This window comes from Trinickia sp., assembly GCF_051953405.1.
GTDB lineage: Bacteria > Pseudomonadota > Gammaproteobacteria > Burkholderiales > Burkholderiaceae > Trinickia.
In genome coordinates this window covers 14,793-36,685 of record NZ_JBQCIV010000157.1, presented here as the reverse complement: position 1 = coordinate 36,685, position 21,893 = coordinate 14,793, and the positions used below count along the sequence as shown (strand labels likewise).

Below are 21,893 nucleotides of genomic sequence, written 5' to 3'. Positions count from 1 at the left end.
CGCTGGCGCGGCGTCAGGTGTCTTCCGTGCGCTTTTCGGGGGTGCCTTCGGCGGGCACGCCCCCCCTCCAGACGAAAAATAGAGGCACGGCGACGGAGAAAGCGTATCGAAGCCCGGCATTTCGGTCCAACGATCCAACTGCGACGGGCTCGACACCACCGCCGCCGCTCCGACCTGGCCGAGCCGAGCTTGCAATTGGAGCGGCTCGGCGCAACTTTCGCGATCGAACGCCCGCCCCGCCGCCAGCGGCCAAAACACGCGAAACAGCAAACCGTAAATGTGCCGATGGGGAACGCTGGCCAGCATGGGGGCGGGCCCGATCAGGGCACCCCATTGCGTCTCGAGCGTGCGCACTTCGGCGTCGAACTGGGCGAGCGTCTTACGCACGGCCTTCGGCACCCCGCTACTGCCCGAGGTGTACAGCGTCATCGGTGCTTGGGCGTCGATACAGGCTTTCGGCAGAAGCGCAGGCTCGCAGGCATCGATCGCCGGCATCTGCGCCCCGCTCAGCAGGGTGTCGTAGGACGGCCCGAGCATCGCCAGGTACGCCGGGGCCGACGTCGACGGCACGATCGGCTCCTTGCCGCATGCCAAGACGGCGAACAGCGCACAGACGAATTCGAAGGGATCGTCGAGGCAGACGGCGACACGCGCTCCCGCGTGCGCCTGCAGCCAGCAGGCGTACCTCGCCATACGCGCCTTGAACGTGCCGAAATCGAGCACCGTCTCGCGATCGAGGCAGACCGGTGTCGAATCGTGGCGCTCGGCCCAGGGCAACTCGCGCAATGCGACGAACGAGACGTTCAACGCGCTTTCTCCCGTAATACGAACGCATGACGCCAAACGATTTCCGCGACGATCAACACGCCGATCAATAGATAAGTGACGACGCCGTTATAAAGCGCCCACAAGGCCCGCGAGCCCCATACCGCGCACACCGCGGACACGCTGCCATTGAGTGCGAAAAACGCGCACCACACGAGCGTGACGCGCCGCGTATAGCGCACGGTGCGCGCATCGAGATCGGGCCGACGCACGCGCGCGAACTTTTCGATCATCGATTGCTTGCCGCTGCGCAAGGTGACGCCGAAAGCGACGAGCATCGCTGCATTGACGACGATCGGGTACGCCCGAAGCAACGCCTCGCTATCGGTCACGGCGATGGCAGCCGCTAAGCCGCCCATGACCGCCGCGGCCCCCCATTCCAGCCGCGTGAACCGGTTCAGCAGCGCACCGATGCTGCCGGCGCCGAGCCAACGTTGAAGCCAAAGCAGCGCCAGCAACGCGAGCCCGATATAGCGCGGCGAACCGATGCGCAAAAACGCGACGATCACGACGGGATAGGCGAGCTTGAGCACGACGCTCGCGACCGTGCGGGCGCGCCCGCAAGCCGCATGGCGAGCCTCGCGAGGTGCCGCGCGCGTCGAAGCCGAATGCATCGAATCAAGCCGCCAACAGCGATTCGACGGCCGCGATGACGTCGCCGACCGTCCGTACCGTTTTGAACTCTTCGGGTTTGATGCGGCGCCCCGTCATTTCCTGGAGCTTGATCGCCAGATCCACGGCGTCGATGCTATCCAGGTCGAGGTCTTCGAACAGATGCGCTTCCGGCGTGACGCGCTCCGGTTCGATCGCGAAGTTCTCGCTGAAAATGGCGCGGATGCGCTCCAGGATTTCGATATCGGTCACGGCTCACTCCCCTTGCGTTGCAGTGTTGCTGTCGGTTTGCGCCAGCGCCCGTTGGCTCTCGACCAACGCCGCAAGCGTGCCGATCGAACGAAAGTGTTCGCGGGTGCGCTCGTCGTTGGCTGCAATCGTCAACCCGTAGTGCTTGCGCAGCACGATGCCGACTTCGAGCGCATCGATCGAATCGAGACCGACGCCGTCCGTATCGAACAGCGGCGCATCGTCGTCGATATCCTCGGGACGCAAATCTTCGAGGTCGAGCGCCTCGATCAACAACTGCTTAATTTCTCGTTTTAAAGAATCCATACGCAAACAAATGCTCGGTGATATGTGCTTGAACGGCCTTGGCGACGACGCGCGCAGCGGCGGCATGCGGCGTAGCGGGAGCGGCGAATCGCTCGAGCGCAAGCGGCTCGAGCGCAACGATGCGCATACGGAACGGCCGAGACGGCACGTGGTACCAGCGCATGCGCTTCGTGAAGGCGGGCGGGTCGCAATCGATCAGCACGGGACGAACGGGAACGTCCGCCTGCAGCGCCATATGCGCGAACCCGCGCGAAAACGGGTGAAGGCGATCGTCGCCCGGGCTGCGCGTTCCTTCCGGGAAGATGATCATCGTGTAGCCGGCTGCCAACTGACGTGCGCCCGCCTCGATCAGCTCCGACGGGTCGGCGTTGCTGACGTAACGAGCCGCGCGCACGATGCCCCAAAAACACGGATTGCCCCAGTGCGCGTTCTTCACCACACAGCAGGCGCGAGGAATCAATGCGAGCAATACCATCACGTCAAGATACGTCGGATGGTTCGCGACGATGATGGCGGGCCCGCGCGCAGTGAACGCCTCGGCGCCGCTCACATCGAGCCGCATGACGCCGATCGCCTCCAGCAGCGAAACGAGCGCACGAAAAAAGCTGTGAATGATCGCGGCCACGAAGCGCTGGCTCGACGCGCGGTGCGGCCAGAGCCAAGCAACGGGAAACACGAGCACGGAAAACAACACGCCGCACGTGCCGAAGGCGGTGAATGCGGCGCCCGTGGCCACGAGACGCCACGCGCGACCGATCCGGCCCTTCACCGAGGCGCCCCTGCTCATAAAGCACCGCATCCGCGCAACGACCACTGCCAGCGGCGGCCGAGCCCCTGCCACACGGCGCCGGTACGTGCCGTCAAAGCATGTATTAACGCTTCGCCCTGGGAAGCGTGCGCAGGCATCGGCTCGTCTTCGAGCGCGGGCCCTGCCGAGCATTCGAGCTGCATCGAGGCGCCACCCGCAAGCAAGATGGCCAGCGCACCGGAGGGCATCTCGTGATCGACGGCGCCGTAGCGCGGGTCGGCAGGCTCGTCGGCATAGATCAGGAGAACGGGAGAAGCGGGATCGGCACTGTATTGGGCGTGCGCTTCGAGCAGGGCGTAGCCGAGCGTTTCCGCGCCGGCGGAGACCGCCGTCGCGGGCGATCGATCGCCTCGCGCGATGCCGTAGATGCCCGTCATCGCATTGAGCACGGACAAGCTGAACGCGGTGGGGGAAACCGGCTGGTTGGCCGCGATGTCGTCGAGGATCCCGGTGGTACGGCGCAATTCGCCGTGACGCGAAGCAAAGACGAGGCGCACGGCGGCGAGTTCGGCCGCGCAATCGTGCGCGACTTTCAACGCCATCTTGGACAGCGTACTCAATCGACGGCGCACGAGCGGGTCGATAAACGCGATATCGGGAGCGGCCGCCGCCCCGGCCGGCCAACAGGACCACCGGGCGACTGGAATGGTCCAGCGCAGGTCGAGCATTTCGTTGTTCGTTTTCGAATCAAAACCACCGGTCGCCCGGTGCAAAGATGCGAACGACGAAAGCCCCTTCGGCACCCCCGCGTACCACACCCCGAGTCGGTTAATGTTCTTTTTGTCGCTACCCGGGCATAACGACCGATAGGATCTCGGCCTAATGGCAGAAACCTTTCATTTATTTTTCAATTTCGTTGCAGACGTCCCGGAACCGTCGGGCGAGATATTACTTAAAATTCCATATCAAAAACAGCAATAATCCTAGGCGTCGCATTCTCGCGACGCTCGAATCTCGGCCATATCGGGCGACACAATGGCCAAGCCTCGTCGCACGGCGCTCCCGCGCATCGGACAAGCCAGTTGCCGGCTTCCGGATCCCAACGCGGCCGGCTTGTGCTAGAATCCGCCCCTCATTGGGGAGTAGCCGCCCCGCCGCATCGTCCGCACATCTGGCAACCGCTTGATGGATTGCCAGCCAGGAAGCGCCCACTCGGCGTTCCTTGTGCCGAACGCATGCAAGGCGGGGGCGTCCGTCAACATACTTGGCTCATAAGCGAGCCATGGCGGACACAGCCTTTGGCCTGGCGAGACCGATGATCCTCGCGCCGCCGCTTTCAGGGCCCGGCAGCGCCGAGGGTCGTCGCTCGTTCATTTCTTGGCCCGAGGAAGACCATCACGTGGAACAAGCCTTTTTGATCTCGACGGGAGCCGTCGCGCTCGCCGAAATCGGCGACAAGACGCAACTGCTTTCGCTCGTCCTCGCCGCTCGCTATCGCAAACCAGTCCCGATCATGCTCGGCGTGCTCGCGGCCACGCTGGCCAATCACGCCTGCGCCGGCGCCATCGGCGCGTGGCTAGGTGCGCTCATCACACCGGGCATCATGCGTTGGGCACTGGCCGTGTCGTTCGTCGTCATGGGACTGTGGGTACTCGTGCCGGACAAGCTCGACCCGAACGAAGCCAACGTCAGCCGCAGCCACCTCGGTGTGTTCGGCACGACGATCGTCACGTTCTTCTTGGCCGAAATGGGCGATAAGACGCAATTGGCGACTGTCGCATTGGCCGCCCGCTTCCACGATTTCTTCGGCGTGGTGGCCGGCACCACGCTCGGCATGATGCTGGCCAACGTGCCCGCGATCTTGCTCGGCGAGCGCTTCGCCCACAAATTGCCGACTAAGGCGGTGCATGCCGTCGCCGCGATCTTGTTCGTCGTGCTCGGCGTGCTCGGATTCCTGCGCGCCGGCGGCTAAGATTCGCACGCTCGCGGTGGCGGCTCGGCCGCTGCAGCAAATGGACAAATGCGAGGACGCGAAGACGAATGCGGGGCACCCCTTCGGGCCGCCCCGCATCGATGCAAGCGAAGGCTACTGCGGCGCGGCGCTCGCGCCCGACGCACCGGTGGGTGCCGTCGCCGGCTGCCGCACCGGCACCTCGTTCGTCAGCCCCGCTCCGCGCTTGTCGTAGCGCACGCGCACCGTGCGCACCGTCCCGTTGGCGAGCGGGAAATCGGCCAGCGCGCTGCGCACGAGATACGGCATCGCGCGCACGAGCGACGATTCCTCATCGGTGTTGCGGGCCGTGACGTTGTACACCTCCTTACCCGTCGAGCGATCGGTGATGCGGATACCGAGCGTGTGCGTAAACACCGGGTAGCTTTGGGTCACGTAATCGGGCGGAAACGGACCGTATGGTCCCCACGGGCCGATCGGCCGCCAAAACGGGCTGGGCCACGGATTTCCGTAGAACACGGGCTGACTCACCGTCACCGTATCGCTGCGAATATCGTAGGCGAGGCCCACAAGATAATGCGCGCCGGCGCTCGGCACCTGCCGGAACGCATAGGCGTCCAACTCGTTCGCGACCAGTTGTTCGTACGTTGCCTGCTCGATGCTGTTTTGCTGCTCTTTCGTGCGCGCGAACGCATAGGTGCGTGTCGCGTCGCTCCCGCTCCAATTGGAGAAAGCCGTCACCTGCGTCGACACATACGTCGTGCAGCCCGACAGCAGCATCGTCGCCGTGGTGATCGCGGGCACGATCGCCCGCCCCATCCGCTCCCACTTCATCTTGTTGTCCTCGCGTATCGCGTCAACCGATCTCGTCAACCCCGCGCACGCCTCGCGCGAATGGTCGATGATACCGCCGACCGAGTCTCGCCTCAAAAGACGCCTACGCGGGCGGCATAGATCTGCGCACCTTTGTACAATGGACGACTACCCTCGCGACGGGCCCTTACCGGGGCGCGCGAGCCGAAACCGGTTTCTTTCGTCCATCCGCCATGTCCGATACCGTCAATCCCGCTGTGATCCGCCGGGCCGACTATGCAGCGCCCGCCTTCCTCATCGATTCCGTCGCCCTCGAATTCGACCTCGCGCCCGAGCGCACGATCGTCAAAAATACGATGCGACTGCGCCGCAATCCCGATGCCGCGGCGGCTGCGGCATCGAGCGCACGTCTCGAGCTGATGGGCGAGGCGCTCGAATTCGTCGGCGCGTCGATCGACGGCAAGGCGCTGCCGGCCGGCACGGTGCATGCGCACGAGCACGGCCTGACGATCGAGCACGTACCCGACGCCTGCACGCTCACGATCGAGAGCGCCTGCAATCCCGGAGAAAACACGACGCTCTCGGGCCTGTACGTGTCGAGCGGCAACTTCTTCACCCAGTGCGAAGCCGAGGGTTTTCGGCGCATTACGTATTTCCTCGACCGCCCGGACGTCATGGCCACCTACACGGTCGTCCTGCGCGCCGATAAGGCGGCCTACCCGGTGCTGCTCTCGAACGGCAACCTCGTCGAAGAAGGCGATCTGCCCGACGGCCGCCACTTCGCGAAATGGGAAGACCCATTCAAGAAGCCGAGCTATCTGTTCGCGCTCGTCGCCGGCAAGCTCGTCTCGATCGAAGAACGGATCCGCACGGGCTCCGGCAAAGAGAAGCTGCTGCAAGTGTGGGTCGAACCGCACGACCTAGACAAGACCCGGCACGCGATGGATTCGCTCATCAATTCCATCCGCTGGGACGAAGCGCGCTTCGGGCTCGAACTCGATCTCGACCGCTTCATGATCGTCGCCGTGAGCGACTTCAACATGGGCGCGATGGAGAACAAAGGGCTGAACATCTTCAACACGAAGTACGTGCTCGCCAATCAAGAAACAGCCACCGATACCGATTTCGGCAATATCGAGGCCGTCGTCGGCCACGAGTACTTCCATAACTGGACCGGCAATCGCGTCACGTGCCGCGACTGGTTTCAGTTGAGCCTGAAGGAAGGGCTGACGGTGTTTCGCGATCAGGAGTTCTCGGCCGACATGCAAGGCGGCGCGACCGACGAAACGGCGCGCGCGGTCAAGCGCATCGAAGACGTGCGCGTGCTGCGCCAAATGCAGTTCGCCGAGGATGCGGGCCCGATGGCGCACCCCGTGCGCCCCGAAAGCTATGTCGAGATCAACAACTTCTACACGATGACCGTCTACGAGAAAGGCGCGGAAGTCGTGCGGATGTACCAAACGTTGTTCGGCCGAGAAGGCTTCAGGCGCGGCATGGATTTGTATTTCAAGCGCCACGACGGCCAGGCCGTTACGTGCGACGATTTTCGTCATGCGATGGCCGATGCGAACGGTCGCGATTTGACGCAGTTCGAGCGCTGGTACAGCCAAGCGGGCACGCCGCGCGTCTCGGTGCGTACGACCTATGACGCTGCCGCGCAGCGCTACAGCGTCACGCTCGCGCAAGGCTACGGCGACGCCGCGCCGGCTGCGCGCGAAACCCAAACGGGGCCGCTTTTGATTCCGTTCGCGATCGGCCTCATCGGCCGAGACGGCAAGGACATCGCGCTGCGTCTCGAAGGCGAGGCCGCCGCATCGGGTACGACGCGCGTCATCGAACTAACCGAGCGCGAGCAGACGTTCACGTTCGTCGACGTGAAAGAAGCGCCGCTGCCCTCGCTGCTGCGCAACTTCTCGGCGCCCGTGATCGTCGAGTACGACTATACGAACGATGAACTCGCGTTCCTGCTCGCGCACGATAGCGATCCCTTCAACCGCTGGGAAGCGGGCCAACGGCTGGCGACGCGCGAGTTGCTGGCGCTGGCGGCACGCGCTGCCGCGGGCGAGCCGCTTTCGCTCGACGATTCCACCGTCAGTGCGTTCGCCCGGGTGCTGACCGATGAATCGCTGTCGCCTGCCTTCCGCGAACTGGCCTTGATGCTACCGTCGGAGGCGTATCTGGCCGAACAGATGGCATCCGCCGATCCGGCTGCGGTGCACGCCGCGCGCCAATTCGCTCGCAAGCGCCTGGCGAACGCCCTCAAGCGGGAATGGCTCGCGGTCTACGAACGCCACATCACCCCTGGCGCGTACGAGCCGACGTCGCAAGCGGCCGGCCATCGCGCGTTGAAGAATCTCGCGCTGGCGTACCTGGCGGAAGCCGACGATCCGGCCGATGCGCTCCGACTGGCGAACGCGCAATACGATCAGGCCAACAACATGACCGACCGCGCCGCCGCCCTCGCCGCCCTGTTGGCGGCCTCGACAACAGCCGGCGCAAGTGTCGCCGAACCCGCGCTCGACGATTTCTATCGCCGCTTCGAGAAAGAACCGCTCGTCATCGACAAGTGGTTCGCGTTGCAAGCCACGCAACGCGGCAGCGCCCAGCACCCGGTGATCGAGACTGTCCGAAAATTGATGGCGCATCCCGCGTTCACGCTGCGCAGCCCGAACCGGGCGCGCTCGCTGATCTTTAGCTTCTGCGCGGCGAACCCGGCCCAGTTCCACTCGGCCGACGGTTCGGGCTATGCGTTCTGGGCCGAACAGGTGGTCGCGCTCGATGCGCTTAACCCGCAGGTGGCCGCGCGGCTCGCACGCTCGCTCGAACTGTGGCGCCGTTACACGCCCGCCTTGCGCGAGCGGATGCGCGAAGCGCTCGAGCGTGTCGCGACGCAGGTCAAATCGCGCGACGTGCGCGAGATCGTCGAAAAGGCGCTGACATAAGCGCACCCTCGGCGCGCGGGCCGGATTCGGGCCGTCGCGCCGAACGAGCGGTAACTTGGAACGAACGGCGCCCGGCAATCGACGGGCGCCGTTTTTTTCGTGCGCGACTTATGCTCAGCGGCTCGCTCGTTGGGCATCCAGCGTACGGATGCTTACAAAAACGCGAGGCCAGGCGGCGGCCCGCGGTTAAAATCGTCGGATTCCCATGGCTTTCGGAGCACCGCAATGTCCTTGCAACGTCGCACTACCCTGACCAAATACCTGATCGAGCAGCAGCGCGAGACGAACAATCTGCCGGCCGACCTGCGCCTGCTGATCGAAGTCGTCGCACGGGCCTGCAAGCTGATCAGCTATCACGTGAGCAAAGGCGCGCTGGGCGAAGCGCTCGGTACCGCGGGCACCGAAAACGTCCAGGGCGAAGTGCAGAAGAAGCTCGACGTGCTGTCGAACGAGATTTTGCTCGATGCCAACGAATGGGGCGGCAACCTGGCGGCGATGGCCTCGGAGGAAATGGAGACGCTATTCCCGATTCCCTCGAACTATCCGCGCGGCGAGTACCTGCTCGTGTTCGATCCGCTCGACGGCTCCTCGAACATCGACGTGAACGTCTCGATCGGCACGATCTTTTCGGTATTGCGCTGCCCCGACGGCCAGGAAGCGACCGAAGAATCGTTCCTGCAGCCGGGCCGGCAGCAAGTGGCGGCGGGCTACGCCGTGTACGGTCCGCAAACGGTGCTCGTGCTGACGACGGGCAACGGCGTGAACTGCTTTACGCTCGACCGCGAACTGGGCTCGTGGGTGCTCACGCACAACAATCTCCGCATTGCGGAGGACACGCGCGAGTACGCGATCAACGCATCGAACGAACGGCACTGGTACGAGCCGGTGCAGCGCTACGTGGGCGAGTTGCTCGCCGGCAAGACGGGGCCGCGCCAGGCCGATTTCAATACGCGGTGGGTGGCATCGATGGTGGCCGATGTCCACCGCATCTTGAATCGCGGCGGCATCTTCATGTACCCGGCCGATAAGCGCACGCCCGACAAACCGGGCAAGCTGCGGCTCATGTACGAAGCGAACCCGATGGCATTCATCGTTGAGCAAGCGGGCGGCGCGGCCACGAACGGCGTGGAGCGCATTCTCGACATTCAACCGAAGAGCTTGCACGAGCGCGTGGCGGTGTTCCTCGGATCGAAGAACGAGGTCGATCGCGTGACGCGTTATCACCTCGAAGAAAAAAAATGATCGAAGGGGCTTGCGCACCTTCGAAAACTGTCGCTATAATCGCGTTTCTCTGATGTTGATGCCGGAATAGCTCAGACGGTAGAGCAGCGCATTCGTAATGCGAAGGTCGGGGGTTCGATTCCTCTTTCCGGCACCAGAAAGATTCAAGCACTTAGCCCAGTCCGCAAGGTTGGGCTTTTTGCTTTCTGGGGTCCGTGTACGCACCATATAGGCATTCGCGGTCAACGCAGTATGCCGACTGGCATTTTCTCGAAGCCAGCTTTCGCGCGCCCGGCCTTGGAACTGCCACACGTCCCCGACCGCACCTCGTCTGGTTGACGTTAGCCTTCTTCCGCACAGCAAACTTTCTTTAGGCACAACCAACCTCGTCGCCTACCATTTCTGATGGCAGCGCGGCCTACGCTCCACAAGAACGAGCGCTATAACGGGGGGGGAGCATGAAAGAGATCGCTGTGGCGTTCGCACTGGCGATGACGAGTTGCGTGAGCGACCAGCAGGTTTGCGCCAACTTCGGCTATACGCCTGGCACTGAGGCGTTTGCAAATTGCATGCAAAACCGGTACGCACAACGTCAGCAAGCAATGCAGTCGTCGGCTGCACAACAGCAAGCGCAACAGCAGTCCTAGTACCACGAAGAAATTGAAAACGTCCGCGCGGCCCAGAGGGCTAACGCAGCAAATCGCCCGACGAACACGAACTGCTATTGGATGGGCAACGTGATGCGTTGCAGCAGCTACTGACCAGTCTTGATCGTCGCGCAGGGCAGTTTTGCACCGCTAGGATCGGCGTCCGCAAACCGCGAAGAGGTGGAAAGCTTGAGCGCCCTAACCGAATTCCTGGTCATCGCCGCCCTCGTCTTGCGCGCGCTGATCTTCATCCCGTGGCCGTGGGGACTGATTGTCGCTGTCATTCTTGGCCTGAATGCTTGGTTCTGACGCTAAAAAATGAAACATAATCACCATTCCGAATTGGACGATATAAAGTTCGGCCTGGGAGTCCCGCTACTGATCGTTGTCACGCTCGGCGGGTTCGTATTCGCCACCGTTTCGATAGGCAAATCATTCGCGTCGGGAGATAAAAGCCTTCTCTCGGTCGCTGTCTCTGGCATTGTCGGCGGCTTCGTTGGTCACCTTATCGACCGAATACGGCGTCTGGAAAAACGCATAGAAAAACTCGAGAAAAGAGCGGACTCCACTGAGTGAGGATGTATCTCAAGTGGCAATCCAGCCAGTAAGCACGCGCTGCACTTCCGCAACCTCAGACACGAGCAGCGAGTGCCGTTCGTTCGGCGAATTGGCGAGTCACCGCTCCGGCATATTCATGTGCTCGTGCACAAGCCGTCAATCACCGATCCCGAAAAAGTTCCAGCAAGAGAAATTTTCGCTCTACCGATACGCGACGCGACTACTGCTTGAGCGGGTAAGTTGGCTGTGTCGAGACTACTATCGCCCTGCTGACGGCGGCGACGGCCGCGCGGAGTTGATCTTCTCCAATCGGTCAGCAATGTCCTATGCCGATCTTCGCGATTATTTGCGGCGCCTGCGAAATTCTGCCGAAGTGCGCATTCATTGGGACAGTGTCGAGCCCGATTCAGTCAGCGCGGTGGCTCACGAGCAGTTGGCCGGGCTTCAGATCGCCGATGCGGTTGCGACCGGCGCGTTTTATTCAGTACATCGCTCCGTGTACGGCGAAACCGAAGATGGCTATTTGCGCCTGTTGGCGCGCAACATCTATCGAAATCGGGGCAGCGCAGACGGATACGGACTGAAGTTCTGGGGCGCCGACGCAGAAGAGAAGCGGCGGGTGCTGGCGGTAGTTGCCAACTGAGGGAAGTACTGTTGCAGGCCCCGGATTCGAGGATCCCACCCTTTCGGGCTGCCGTCTTGCGACGACCTCTACTGGTTCCGCGCTTGCCTGCAACACGTTCAAGTTGATGGACCAGCATCGCCCGCAGCCCACCGGCCGAATGAGCTTGAGCCAATCTAGTATGGGAACGCCTTTGCGTATAAGTCGGAAACGGGCACTCGAAAACTGCCAACCTTGACAGGATGGCCCCGGGAAAACCCGCTGTGCTACATTCCTACCCCAAAAATAAGAGAGAGGGCCTTGCATCATGGGTTTTGCGTTCATTCGCGAGGGTGATACGACCTCGCACGGCGGACGAGTGCTTGCGTGTTCGCCTGAGAACAAGTCGGACGGGGTCGCCATCGCGCTGCTGGGCGACAAGGTGTCATGTCCAAAGTGTGGCGGGGTCTATCCGATCGTCGGCGTCAAGAATCTCGGCGTGACGTTTGGGGGTCGGCCCGTCGCCTCCGAAGGCGATACAACCTCATGCGGGGCCACGCTCATCGCATCGCAGAACAACACGACCGCTGAGCCCACATCCGGGCCGGGCGGTGCCGTCGGCGGTGGAAAGAGCGTGCTTTCGGAGAGCAACCCTCAAACGCCCCACCGTGGGCGCTTTCAGGTGCTCGACGACGCCACACGCCAGCCGGTCGTCAATCACCCGTACACCGTGCGCGCAGCGGACGGACGCGTGGTCGAAGGTAAGACCGACGCGAACGGGTTCACCGAGTGGCTTGAAAGCCACGAAGCGTCCTCGCTCACGTTCAGCCAACCCGGAAGCCAGAAGGGGTCATGAGCGGCTACGGTTCGGGGAGCACGACCGGCGGAATGCAGCCTGAAGGTCAAACGACCGAAGTGGGCGTAAGCGCCGACCATCTCTCACAGAAGGACCGCCAGGTTCTGTGTCAAACGTTCTGCAAGTGCAAGGCCATTGGGCACGCCACCCCGTCCGGGCGTGTTCTGCGGCAACGGTGTGTTGAGCAGCGTCTGGACACTGTCAACGCCATCTCGAAGATCGAGACGGGGTCGCCGACGGAATACCGTCCGGAGCAGCCTTACGACATGACCACGGATCCACCGTCGCCGATCATGGATTACGACGATCCCATGGAGCCTCATTCGAGCGTCCGCGAATGGATTCGGAACGTCTGGCCCAGTAAAGCCACGAAATACCGGCCAGGAGACGTGCGACGCCCGGACGTGGTGATCGTCAACGATCCCACGCAACCGCCCGTACAATCAAATCTCCGGAATGTGGTCGAAATGAAGTTTCCCGGGGATCGGTACAGGCCGGACCAGGAGGACGATTACATCGAGATCGCGGGCGCTCACGCGAAGTTCGTCCACCTCGGGGCCGCTGAGTGCGGATGCGGGGATGAGAAAGGACAGAAACAAGGTGCATCGTCGAAGCAACGCACGCACCAGTCCGACCTTGACGAACTGTATGGCGGTGGAAGCAGTGCACCGGGAGGCCCACCGCTTCCACCGATGGGAACCGGCCCTGCACCGTTTCCCGCCCCTGTTTGGTAGTGGATGATGACCAACGATGAGATTGAAGCCTGGGCCAAAGATCCGCAGCGCGCGGACACGATGCCCTACGGGCTCTACGAGCCCCCGCACCGCAAGGGGATCACCGGCGCCGCGCTGGTGGTCCGGGGCGTTCTGTATTTCCGTAACGGATTCACCCCCGAGGTCCGTAGCGCGCTGGTGAACTGCTTTGACCAGTACGGCGCGGTGATCGAGGAATACCATCACGCCGCCGAAGTGGCCGCGGGCCAGCAACCGTCTAAAAACGGTCCTCTGCGATGGTTCTACGCCGAGGGTGAAGACCCCACCCCGTACGACAAAGCACCGGGATTCAAGAGCCTGGCAAAATCCGTCCCTGCGAACCAAACGTTGGCCGTGGCGATGACGAGCGCCGAGCACAAGTTCGCCACCGGGTTTTTCGACTTCACGGTGTTCGCCTTAAGCGACTGGAAAGCCGAGCGCAAACGCGGCCTGGACGGTGTCGCCTTCACGGTTCCGCGCTCGTTCCTCGTGCATCGTCCTGCCCGCTTCCAGGCGATGTTCAACGCCTTCGCGCAGGCCCTGCCGACCGTACATGGGCACGCCGGCTTCGCGGTGAACGTTCCGCCCATGGGGCGGCGTCCTAACGAAGCCAGCGAGTATTTCTACGCGCGCCGCTTCGGGCCCGGCATCGACGTCGGCGACCCCATGCGTTCGAACGTACGCAAGCTCTACACGAAGATCAAGACCGTGGACTGGTTGAACGCCCTCGACTCCGAGCTGGTCCGCGAGGTCGGTGGTGCCTCGTCGCTTGCGCTCCCGCCGGACTGGTTTGTCCGCGAACCGATGGGCGATGGCGGTCTGGTGATTCAGGCCGGGGTCGATCCTTCGTCCGGTATTTCCGACGGACCGGGCAAACCCGTCCTGCCGCCGGCCGCATACGTGCTCCTCAATCAGGCGTTGCACCCGATCGTGGCGGACACGCTCGATAGCTTGCAGGACGGGACACTCGACAGTACCGCTCCGCTCCTGAACACGGGCGTGGCCACGGAAGGGTGGTTGCGCCGCTTCAACGTGCCGGACGACCAAATTCCCACATGGTGGGTCGAGTTGCACAAGACGCCGAAAGTGACTGAAAGCAAAGCCGCCATCGCCGCGAATCTGCATCGCATGCGCCAGGCGATGGGTCTTCCGGCCGTGCCAGCGCCGTCGAACGGTTTCGGGTACGACGGCGCGCCGGGCGCGTGAGCCCCGGCGCTGCCGATCCAGCCGCCGCTTTACATGCTGATACTTTGCCCGCGAGAGGGTCCAATCACGCGCTGCGCTGCAGCCCGTTCGACTGCTTTCTTTTTTTATCGCCTCGCGTTGCTGCTTGACCTGCTCGTCGGGCTTGCGCTGCGCCACGATCGCCTGCTGCTTGGCGCGTTCCTCCGCCACCCGCTTCTCGATCATGCTGCGGATCGCATCCCGGCCGGCCGCTGCGTGCTCGGCGGTCTTGAAGTCGTCTTGCAGCCCGCCCTGATTCGAGGATGCGAACGACGCCATCGCGCTACACGCTTTCGACGACGCTGCTGCCCCCACTTCATAGCTGGCGCTAAGCCCCCATAACCGTCGCAATCGCAAGTCTGCACGCCAGCGGTGTCCCTTGCTTTATGGGAAACCTGTTCCGCATTGCATGCGCCGGCATATCCCCGCTCTCCCGAGTTCTTTTTTTGCGATAGAACTCCCATCATTTAGACAATCCCATCGAGTCATTCAAGAGAGAAGCCCCCTATCATCACACTTCTTGTTAGTATTCGTTCCACCTAGCCCCGATCGTCAAAAGCCAATAACTTATAATCGTCGCCGCTCCGCGGGTTGCTTTCAGCTTTAAATTGCCGGCTCAGAAAAAAGACATCGTCCTTATCAATCGACCGACCAGAGCGGGAGGAATATCATGACTGATTCTTCGACCTCGAAACCCATGTTGCCTCGCGGCGCGATCCCAACGCCGAAGCACATCATCGAAGCCGCAACGCCATACAAGCCCGATGGCGAGAAGGCCATCCCGCAGAGTTTTTTGGTGTGGCCAACGCAAATGGCAGACTGGGGAAATCTGTCGTATGCCGACTGCGTGGCTGCCGAAGAAGCGTTTGCCAAGGCCACCGCTAGCCCGCAAACATTCATTCCGGACGGCACGTTGATTCAGTGGGCGTTAGACAACAACGTTTTTTATAACGGCGCATCGATCTATCAAGTGTTGAATTTGATGCAAAACAAGGGAATAGTCTCGGATGGCAAGACACTTAAAAATGGCATGCCAAGCTGGGTAAATTTCAACGATGCGAACACACTCAAAAGCGCCATTTATAACCTCGGCCCAGTAAAGATTGGGCTCGCATCTTCTCACCTCTTTAGCGCCGACTACGGCGACGTCACCCCGGAAAATAGCGGATGGGTGGTGTACGATTGCCCACCCGATCCCAATATCGATCATTGCGTAAGCCTTTGCGGCTACGGGTCGTTCCGCGACCTAGCGTCGTCGCCCAATGCTAAGTGGCAGTTTCCGCCCACGCCACGTCCGCATATGTCGCCGGATACGGCTTGCTACGCGATGTTCACTTGGGACTCCATCGGGATTATCGACGCGAAATCTCTGGTGAACATCACTTATGAGGCATGGGCGCGTAATCCGGTAACGATCGTGTCATAAGTCCGGCGCTCGACTGCGGATTGCGCCGGTGCGCACTTCGGCAGCAAGCGAGCGCCTCATCCCCCCTTACCCGCACGATACTTCTCCTTCAAGAAATCGACGAACACGCGCAGCTTCAACGGCATCTGCGGCCGGCTCGCCATATAGAGCGAAAAACTGTCGAACAATACGCGCGAAGTACGACGGCGAGCCCGCCACCGCGATACGCAACGGCCCCGATAACGGGACGGCAACCCTATCGTGCGCCATAGATTGGACCCGTACGCATCTCGATAATAGTTCAGCAATCGCTGCGGACGCGCGGCGCGGAACTACCCAAGCCGACCGTAGGCCCCGAGCGCATCCGACCAACGCGCACCGACGGTGACTTCAGCCCGGAAAGCGAACGAGGAGCGCCTGACTATCATGCTTGTTTGCCATTACGGAGAACAGTATGAAGGTGGGACAGATTGTCGAATGCAATTTCGGGCTGTACCGACCGGGGCCAAACGGAAAGCACCATGTCGACGGACACATGCCGCCCGAAATGATTAAAAACCGCCTCGCGGTTGTAATCAACACGAGACTAAGGTCGGCGTATGTCGTGATTCCCCTGTCCTCCACGCGGGACCGGCAAAAGGAATCGCGCGGCTTTCATATCAAGATCCCTCCAGCGCATCTCCCCGAAACGACATATTGGACCCCATGCGATCGCTGGGCGAAGGCGGAGTTGATGCAACACGTGAGCGCCGCCCGCGTCCGCACTTTGCGAGCCGATAATGGACGATACATCACCCAAGTGCTCCCGCGGGATACAGTCGCGGAAATTCAACGCGCGGTGGTACAAGTCATTGGCGGGTCGCGTTTGATGATCCCTGTCGAACCTCCGGCCGTCCTTCATGCGTTAGGTCTACCTCGACCATTGCCCGAGGCGTCGACTGCGGAGCCGGCCCTACGACCATCCGGCCTGCCCACCACGTTCGAATCCGATGGAATTTGACATCCACATCAAAAAACGATAGTCTCCACTCGTCGCCCTTGAGGCCCAAGCAGCACCTAGCAGTCTTCCCTTTCAATGGGACGCAAAAGCCCGGTTAATCGCCGGGCTTTTGCATTTCCGAGAAGCGCTCGTTCGTCGACCGGCTCGGCCGGATGCGATCACCGTAACGCCTCATCGCCCCTTCCCCCCTTACCCGCACGATACTTCTCCTTCAAGAAATCGACGAACACGCGCAGCTTCAACGGCATCTGCGTCCGGCTCGCCATATAAAGCGAAAAACCGTCGAACGTCAGCGACCAATCGTCGAGCACGCGCACGAGTCGTCCATCGGCCAACTGCGGTCGAATAAAATCCTCGATGACGTGCAGCAGCCCCATCCCCTGCTCCGCCGCATGCACCATCGTTCGCAGATCGTTCGTGACGAACGTGCCGGTCGTCGCCACTTCGAAGGCGCGGCTCGACTGGCGCCGCTCGGCAAACTCCCATCGATAAATGCCGCGGCTCGTCGAGAACCGGTAACGCAGGCAGTCATGCTGCGTCAGATCATCGGGCGTCGAAGGCTTAGGAAAACGCGCGAAGTACGACGGCGAGCCCGCCACCGCGATACGCAACGGCCCCGATAACGGGACGGCAACCATATCGCGCGCCAGCCGCTCCCCTAAGCGAATGCCCGCGTCGAACCCCTCGCCGATCAGATCGGTCAGCCCTTCGTCCAACGCCAGTTCAACCACGACGCCCGGATAACGACGCGCGAACTCCGCAAGATGCGGCATCACCAATAAATCGCTCGCGATGCGCGGAAGATTGATGCGCAACGTCCCCGCCGGTTCGCCGCGCGACTCGTCGAGCGCCTCGTACGCGGCATCCAACATCGCGAGCGCTGGCCGCACACGCTCCAAGAATTGCGCGCCGGCCTCCGTCAGCGCGACCCGGCGCGTCGTCCGGTTAAACAACCGTATGTTCAGTTGCGCCTCCATTGCACGGATCGACTGAGACAATGCCGAAGCGGAGACACCGCCTTCCGCCGCGGCACGCGTAAAACTGCCGTGACGGGCGACGTTCGCGAACGCAACAAGCGCCGGCAATTGGGCCGGGTCCATAAACCACCTCGCTTCTTTTATTAAGCAGCGCTTCACAATACATGCAGCCGAACGCTATTTTTCCACAAGATCAATCAGCGCACGATACGCCCATCCACTCTTCTTACCGACGCAAGGAGCACTGACATGACGATGAACCGCTACACCCTCCTCGGCCGTTCCGGCCTGCGCGTTTCACCGATTTCGCTAGGCACGATGACGTTCGGCGACGAATGGGGCTGGGGCGCGAATGAAGCGACGGCACAACGCTTGTTCGACTTGTATGTGGATGAAGGCGGCAATTTCATCGATACCGCCGATCTGTATACCGAAGGCACGAGCGAGCGTTTCGTCGGTAAATTCGTTGCGCAGCGCGGTTTGCGCGATCGGCTCGTGATCGCGACGAAATACAGCTATAACGCGCAAGCGGGCAACCCGAATGCGGGTGGCAACCATCGGAAGAATCTCATGCGAGCGCTCGAGGGCTCGCTCAAACGCCTGAACACCGACTACATCGATTTGTACTACCTGCACACGTGGGATCGGATGACGCCGGCGGACGAAGTCATGCGCGCCATGGACGACGCAGTACGAGCCGGCAAGATTCGGTACGTCGGACTGTCCGATACGCCCGCCTGGTTCGCCGCGCGGGCTCAGACGCTGGCACAGTGGCGCGGTTTCGAACCGGTTGCGGCAATGCAGCTCGAATACTCGATGATCGAACGCAACGCCGAAATGGAGTTCGCCGACTTGGCGACCGAACTCGGCATGGGCCTCGTCCCATGGAGCCCGCTCGGCATGGGCGTGCTATCGGGTAAATACAAACCCTCGCAAGGCGGTTTCGCGGGCACCGGCCGGCTGGAAACCGTCCAGGCCGCGAACCCGGGCGGCAAGCCGCCCCCGGGATTCGACAAACTGACGGAACGCAATTTCCGAATCGTCGCCGAACTCGAAGCCGTCGCGCGCGAAGCCGACCGGCCGATGGCTCAGGTCGCGTTGAATTGGCTCCATCGCAAGCGCGGCGTCGCCAGCATCATCGTCGGCGCGACGAAGCCCGAGCAACTGCGCGATTCGTTGGCCTCCCTCGAGTTCGAACTGGACCCGGCACTGGCAGCCCGTCTCGATGCGGTTTCCGAGCCCGTCCGTCCGTTCCCGTACTACATGTTCGAAGACGGCCACCAAGCCCGCATTCACGGGCACGTCGACGTACGTAGCAAGAGCGACGAATTCGATCGCCCCGTCCACGTGCCGGCACCGCGGACCTAACGCCGAAGCGATCGCTCCCGCCAAGGCGGGAGCGGCCTTAAGCGGTTGGCTTGCGGCGATCTTCTAGGCGAACGGATAACCGAATAAGCAAATGAACGAACGGTCGGTCGATTGCCTCGCCATCGGGAACTCCCGATAAAGACGCTGACGAAAAGGCGACATCCATGTCGCTCAATGCGAAGAGTCCGGCGCATTCACGTGCGTTCCGAGACGGACATCCGTTGAAATGCGCCACAAGCTTGTGCGACGTGCAACGGTGTGCGGCATACGCGCCGGATTTGATATCGATCAAAGATTCGACGGGCTCACTTCAAACTGCGCACGGCTGTGCCGTTAATGCAACAAAGCGTTAAAAAAAGATTCGACGCTGGCACTTCGAAGGAACCGCGTCGGATAATCGTCACGTGCCAGGAGATAAATCATGGAAGCCAAGCCCACCAGAATTCCGCCCCCCGAGAAAGTGTCCAGCCCGGATCCGGAACCGGTAGGCGTGGAGTTTCTGGCAACCGAACTGCCCGAGCACGTGCGCGCGTTCTTCGACGAGCAACGCAAATCGTGCGAACCCAAATGACGGTCGCGGGCCTCGGAGCCCGCGCCGAATGACGGCTCGCGTGCGCCGCACGGCGCTACCTGTTGTCGCGCTCTGGCTTGCCCTATCGCTGGCTAGCGCCGGCGCGCGCGCCGATGGCGACGAAACCGCGATGACCAACCTCGTCGCGCTCGTATCCGCCCGCTTGGCATTGGCGGTGCCAGTCGCACAATGGAAGTGGGCGAACCATCGCCCGATCGCCGACGCGCCACGCGAGTCTGCCTTGCTTGCCGACGTCGAAAAGCGCGCACAAGCGGCCAACGTCGATCCGGCCTTCGCTCGCACCTTTTTCAGAGATCAGATCGACGCCAGCAAACAGGTTCAGGAGGCACTGTTCGCGCGCTGGCGGACGGCCTCGCCCCCGCCCGGTCCCATCCCCGACTTGGCCGCCAGCACCCGCCCGCAGCTCGACCGCCTCACGAAATCGCTGATCGCGGCACTGGCGCGCGTGCAACCTTCGCGCAAAAGCGAGGATTGCCCCACGCGGCTCGCACACGGCGTCGAAAGTTGGAAAGCGCTGACGCGCTATGGCGCGACCGATGCCGCCGCGCTCAACACCGCCCTTTCCCACGTCTGCGCATCGGGCGGTGTCGGCGCCGAAGGTTAGCGCCGCCCGCGTTCACTGCGCGATGGCGGCCGCCTCGCGCGCCACGGCTTCCAACGGCGTTACCGACAGCCCCCGCGCAAGATGCGCCTGCAAAATGCGGAATGTCTGCGGCTCGTACGCCGGCTCCACGCCGCTCGCCGCAAGTGCGCACGCCGCCTCGAGCGTGGCGGCGGCGCCCAGATAGCACCACCGATCGACGACATGAAACAGATGGCCGCAGGCAGGCTCGTCGCCGCGCTCCTCGAATGCGATCGCGGCCTCGAACGGCCACGGCGAACCCAGCGATTCCGCCCGTCCGACGCGTGGCTGCCGATTATGCAGCGGGCGCATCCGCGCGATCCATTGCGCCTCCGTCAGCAGCGCCCCGAGTTCGCCGCCGGTGGCTAGCCACTCTACACGGCGCACCTGGTCGGCGATTCTGAGTTCCCGCGCAGAGCGCCGCTCGCCCGTCAGATGCGCGCGCACCCGCTGCCGCAGCCGGACGCTTCGGCCGACATACAGCGGCGTATCGGACGCGTCGAACAATGCATACACACCATGCCCGGCCGGTGCCGTATCGAGCATGTCCTCGGTAATGTCGCCGGCGATCCGATATCGCCGAACCGTTCGATCGATGTACGTGCGCAGGACGTCGGGCGCCCAGGCAGCGTGCAACCGCTGCCAGAACTGCCAGAGCAAATCGGCATCGGCCAAGGCGCGGTGGCGCGCCAGCGGCTCGAGTGCGTGGCGGCCGATCAGCGCATCCAACCCGTGCCGCTTTTCGTGCGGCCACAACGCGCGCGAAAGCTTGACGGTGCAAAGCACGTCGGGATTGAAGGCGAAACCGGCCCGCTGAAACTCGCTGCGCAGGAAGCCGCGGTCGAAACTCGCGTTGTGGGCGACGAACAAACGGCCGTCTAACCGCTCGAACAACTCGGCCGCGAGCGATGCGAACGTGGGCGCACCGCGCACCATATCGTCGGTGATACCCGTGAGCGACTGGATAAAAGGGGGAATGGCTTGCCCGGGATCGACGAGCGTGCTCCACCGCGAAACGCCGCCTTCTCCGACTTGCACGATGCCGATTTCGGTAATCCGGTGCTCGGCGACCGAGCCGCCCGTGGTTTCGAGATCGACGAACGCGATCGGCGTATCGATCGATGGAGGGGGCAACGATGGGGCTGACATGAATAAGGACGCTCGGGTGCTTCGACTGACGAAGTATGCACCACCCGAGCGCCCTTGTAAGGATGCGTGCCGCGCCCTGTAGTACCGCCGCGGAGGACGGCCAGGCGCGGCTTGCCGGGACAAACGCTTACAGCGGGCGAATGTTCGCCGCTTGCTTGCCCTTCGGGCCGGTCTTCACGTCAAACTGAACGCGTTGATTTTCTTTCAGAGACTTGAAGCCGTCAGCTTGAATCTCGGAGAAATGCGCAAACACGTCCTCGTTGCCCTTGTCCGTCGTGATGAAGCCAAAGCCTTTAGCATCGTTGAACCATTTTACGACACCGGTTTCCATAGTACTAATTCCCTCGAAATTTTAATAGACGGGCAGCGCCCTCCGCCTGAAGCCCAGCCTCGGAAGAACGACACCTCGGTCTCTCTCCCGGAGCGTCGTTCACTGGGTGATTCCGGCGCTGCTTTTATAAATGTTCCGTCGAGC

24 protein-coding genes, 1 tRNA gene and 1 riboswitch are annotated in these 21,893 nt (G+C 62.3%); of the genes, 15 read left to right on the top strand and 10 right to left on the bottom strand.

Annotated features, from left to right (window positions below):
- The 6 genes from ACTHN9_RS28545 to ACTHN9_RS28520 all read right to left on the bottom strand — a co-directional run.
- Nucleotides 1–807: AMP-binding protein (locus ACTHN9_RS28545; protein WP_440540188.1), on the bottom strand; the 807-nt coding region annotated here is incomplete at its 3' end.
- Nucleotides 804–1,439, bottom strand: a complete 636-nt coding sequence (locus tag ACTHN9_RS28540) for a hypothetical protein (RefSeq protein ID WP_440540187.1) — start codon at nt 1,437–1,439, stop codon at nt 804–806. The genes ACTHN9_RS28545 and ACTHN9_RS28540, both read right to left, overlap by 4 nt.
- A 4-nt stretch (nt 1,440–1,443) precedes the next feature.
- Nucleotides 1,444–1,689: an acyl carrier protein gene (locus tag ACTHN9_RS28535; protein ID WP_440540186.1), complete on the bottom strand. Its 246-nt coding sequence runs from the start codon at nt 1,687–1,689 to the stop codon at nt 1,444–1,446.
- 3 nt (nt 1,690–1,692) lie between these two features.
- A complete protein-coding gene (locus ACTHN9_RS28530) occupies nt 1,693–1,992 on the bottom strand; it encodes a phosphopantetheine-binding protein (protein WP_440540185.1) in 300 nt (99 codons plus the stop codon).
- Nucleotides 1,967–2,779 carry a lysophospholipid acyltransferase family protein gene (locus ACTHN9_RS28525; RefSeq protein ID WP_440540184.1) on the bottom strand — a complete coding sequence of 271 codons (813 nt, stop codon included), beginning with the start codon at nt 2,777–2,779 and terminating at the stop codon, nt 1,967–1,969. The genes ACTHN9_RS28530 and ACTHN9_RS28525 overlap by 26 nt, the downstream gene beginning before the upstream one ends.
- Nucleotides 2,776–3,468, bottom strand: a complete 693-nt coding sequence (locus ACTHN9_RS28520; RefSeq protein ID WP_440540183.1) for a beta-ketoacyl synthase chain length factor — start codon at nt 3,466–3,468, stop codon at nt 2,776–2,778. Before ACTHN9_RS28520 ends, ACTHN9_RS28525 begins: the two co-directional genes overlap by 4 nt.
- 397 nt (nt 3,469–3,865) lie before the next feature.
- Nucleotides 3,866–4,133, top strand: a riboswitch (yybP-ykoY riboswitch).
- 6 nt (nt 4,134–4,139) lie between these two features.
- Between ACTHN9_RS28520 and ACTHN9_RS28515 the strand changes: the two genes are divergently transcribed.
- Nucleotides 4,140–4,712, top strand: a complete 573-nt coding sequence (locus tag ACTHN9_RS28515) for a TMEM165/GDT1 family protein (RefSeq protein ID WP_440540182.1) — start codon at nt 4,140–4,142, stop codon at nt 4,710–4,712.
- Nucleotides 4,713–4,826: 114 nt separating this feature from the next.
- On the opposite strand, the gene ACTHN9_RS28510 is transcribed toward ACTHN9_RS28515, so the two are convergent.
- Nucleotides 4,827–5,525, bottom strand: a complete 699-nt coding sequence (locus ACTHN9_RS28510; protein WP_440540191.1) for a DUF4136 domain-containing protein — start codon at nt 5,523–5,525, stop codon at nt 4,827–4,829.
- Nucleotides 5,526–5,737: 212 nt separating this feature from the next.
- Between ACTHN9_RS28510 and pepN the strand changes: the two genes are divergently transcribed.
- From pepN to ACTHN9_RS28455, 11 genes are all read left to right on the top strand, one after another.
- On the top strand, nt 5,738–8,446 hold the full coding sequence (gene pepN / locus ACTHN9_RS28505; protein ID WP_440540181.1) for an aminopeptidase N: 2,709 nt from the start codon (nt 5,738–5,740) through the stop codon (nt 8,444–8,446).
- Between the two features lie 225 nt (nt 8,447–8,671).
- Nucleotides 8,672–9,688, top strand: coding sequence for a class 1 fructose-bisphosphatase (locus ACTHN9_RS28500; protein WP_440540180.1), 1,017 nt, complete (start codon nt 8,672–8,674; stop codon nt 9,686–9,688).
- A gap of 60 nt (nt 9,689–9,748) precedes the next feature.
- Nucleotides 9,749–9,824: transfer RNA gene (locus ACTHN9_RS28495), tRNA-Thr, on the top strand.
- Between the two features lie 301 nt (nt 9,825–10,125).
- Entirely contained in the window at nt 10,126–10,314 is a 189-nt protein-coding gene (locus tag ACTHN9_RS28490) for a hypothetical protein (protein ID WP_440540179.1), read from the top strand.
- 318 nt (nt 10,315–10,632) lie between these two features.
- Nucleotides 10,633–10,890 carry a hypothetical protein gene (locus ACTHN9_RS28485; RefSeq protein ID WP_440540178.1) on the top strand — a complete coding sequence of 86 codons (258 nt, stop codon included), beginning with the start codon at nt 10,633–10,635 and terminating at the stop codon, nt 10,888–10,890.
- A gap of 301 nt (nt 10,891–11,191) precedes the next feature.
- Entirely contained in the window at nt 11,192–11,515 is a 324-nt protein-coding gene (locus ACTHN9_RS28480; protein ID WP_440540177.1) for a hypothetical protein, read from the top strand.
- Nucleotides 11,516–11,801: 286 nt separating this feature from the next.
- Nucleotides 11,802–12,329, top strand: coding sequence for a PAAR domain-containing protein (locus tag ACTHN9_RS28475; RefSeq protein WP_440540176.1), 528 nt, complete (start codon nt 11,802–11,804; stop codon nt 12,327–12,329).
- Nucleotides 12,326–13,063, top strand: a complete 738-nt coding sequence (locus ACTHN9_RS28470) for a VRR-NUC domain-containing protein (protein WP_440540175.1) — start codon at nt 12,326–12,328, stop codon at nt 13,061–13,063. The genes ACTHN9_RS28475 and ACTHN9_RS28470 overlap by 4 nt, the downstream gene beginning before the upstream one ends.
- Nucleotides 13,064–13,069: 6 nt before the next feature.
- Nucleotides 13,070–14,287, top strand: coding sequence for a DUF3396 domain-containing protein (locus tag ACTHN9_RS28465; protein ID WP_440540190.1), 1,218 nt, complete (start codon nt 13,070–13,072; stop codon nt 14,285–14,287).
- 688 nt (nt 14,288–14,975) lie between these two features.
- Nucleotides 14,976–15,731: a hypothetical protein gene (locus tag ACTHN9_RS28460; RefSeq protein WP_440540174.1), complete on the top strand. Its 756-nt coding sequence runs from the start codon at nt 14,976–14,978 to the stop codon at nt 15,729–15,731.
- A gap of 433 nt (nt 15,732–16,164) precedes the next feature.
- Nucleotides 16,165–16,710 carry a type II toxin-antitoxin system PemK/MazF family toxin gene (locus ACTHN9_RS28455; RefSeq protein WP_440540173.1) on the top strand — a complete coding sequence of 182 codons (546 nt, stop codon included), beginning with the start codon at nt 16,165–16,167 and terminating at the stop codon, nt 16,708–16,710.
- A 158-nt stretch (nt 16,711–16,868) separates the two neighbouring features.
- Here the strand turns inward: ACTHN9_RS28455 and ACTHN9_RS28450 are convergent, their stop codons facing one another.
- On the bottom strand, nt 16,869–17,810 hold the full coding sequence (locus ACTHN9_RS28450; protein WP_440540172.1) for a LysR family transcriptional regulator: 942 nt from the start codon (nt 17,808–17,810) through the stop codon (nt 16,869–16,871).
- 126 nt (nt 17,811–17,936) lie between these two features.
- Here ACTHN9_RS28450 and ACTHN9_RS28445 point away from each other — a divergent pair, with 126 nt between their 5' ends.
- The 3 genes from ACTHN9_RS28445 to ACTHN9_RS28435 all read left to right on the top strand — a co-directional run bounded on the left by ACTHN9_RS28445 (nt 17,937) and on the right by ACTHN9_RS28435 (nt 20,251).
- Nucleotides 17,937–19,055: an aldo/keto reductase gene (locus ACTHN9_RS28445; protein ID WP_440540171.1), complete on the top strand. Its 1,119-nt coding sequence runs from the start codon at nt 17,937–17,939 to the stop codon at nt 19,053–19,055.
- 421 nt (nt 19,056–19,476) lie between these two features.
- A complete protein-coding gene (locus tag ACTHN9_RS28440; RefSeq protein ID WP_440540170.1) occupies nt 19,477–19,626 on the top strand; it encodes a hypothetical protein in 150 nt (49 codons plus the stop codon).
- Between the two features lie 28 nt (nt 19,627–19,654).
- Nucleotides 19,655–20,251: a chorismate mutase gene (locus tag ACTHN9_RS28435; RefSeq protein WP_440540169.1), complete on the top strand. Its 597-nt coding sequence runs from the start codon at nt 19,655–19,657 to the stop codon at nt 20,249–20,251.
- 12 nt (nt 20,252–20,263) lie between these two features.
- Here ACTHN9_RS28435 and ACTHN9_RS28430 read toward each other — a convergent pair whose 3' ends face one another.
- Together ACTHN9_RS28430 and ACTHN9_RS28425 are read right to left on the bottom strand one after the other, a co-directional pair.
- Complete coding sequence (locus ACTHN9_RS28430) at nt 20,264–21,418, bottom strand: exonuclease domain-containing protein (protein WP_440540168.1); 1,155 nt, start codon at nt 21,416–21,418, stop codon at nt 20,264–20,266.
- Between the two features lie 127 nt (nt 21,419–21,545).
- Nucleotides 21,546–21,749 (bottom strand): cold-shock protein, encoded by a 204-nt coding sequence (locus ACTHN9_RS28425; RefSeq protein ID WP_115536799.1) that lies wholly within the window; start codon nt 21,747–21,749, stop codon nt 21,546–21,548.
- Nucleotides 21,750–21,893 lie beyond the last annotated feature (144 nt).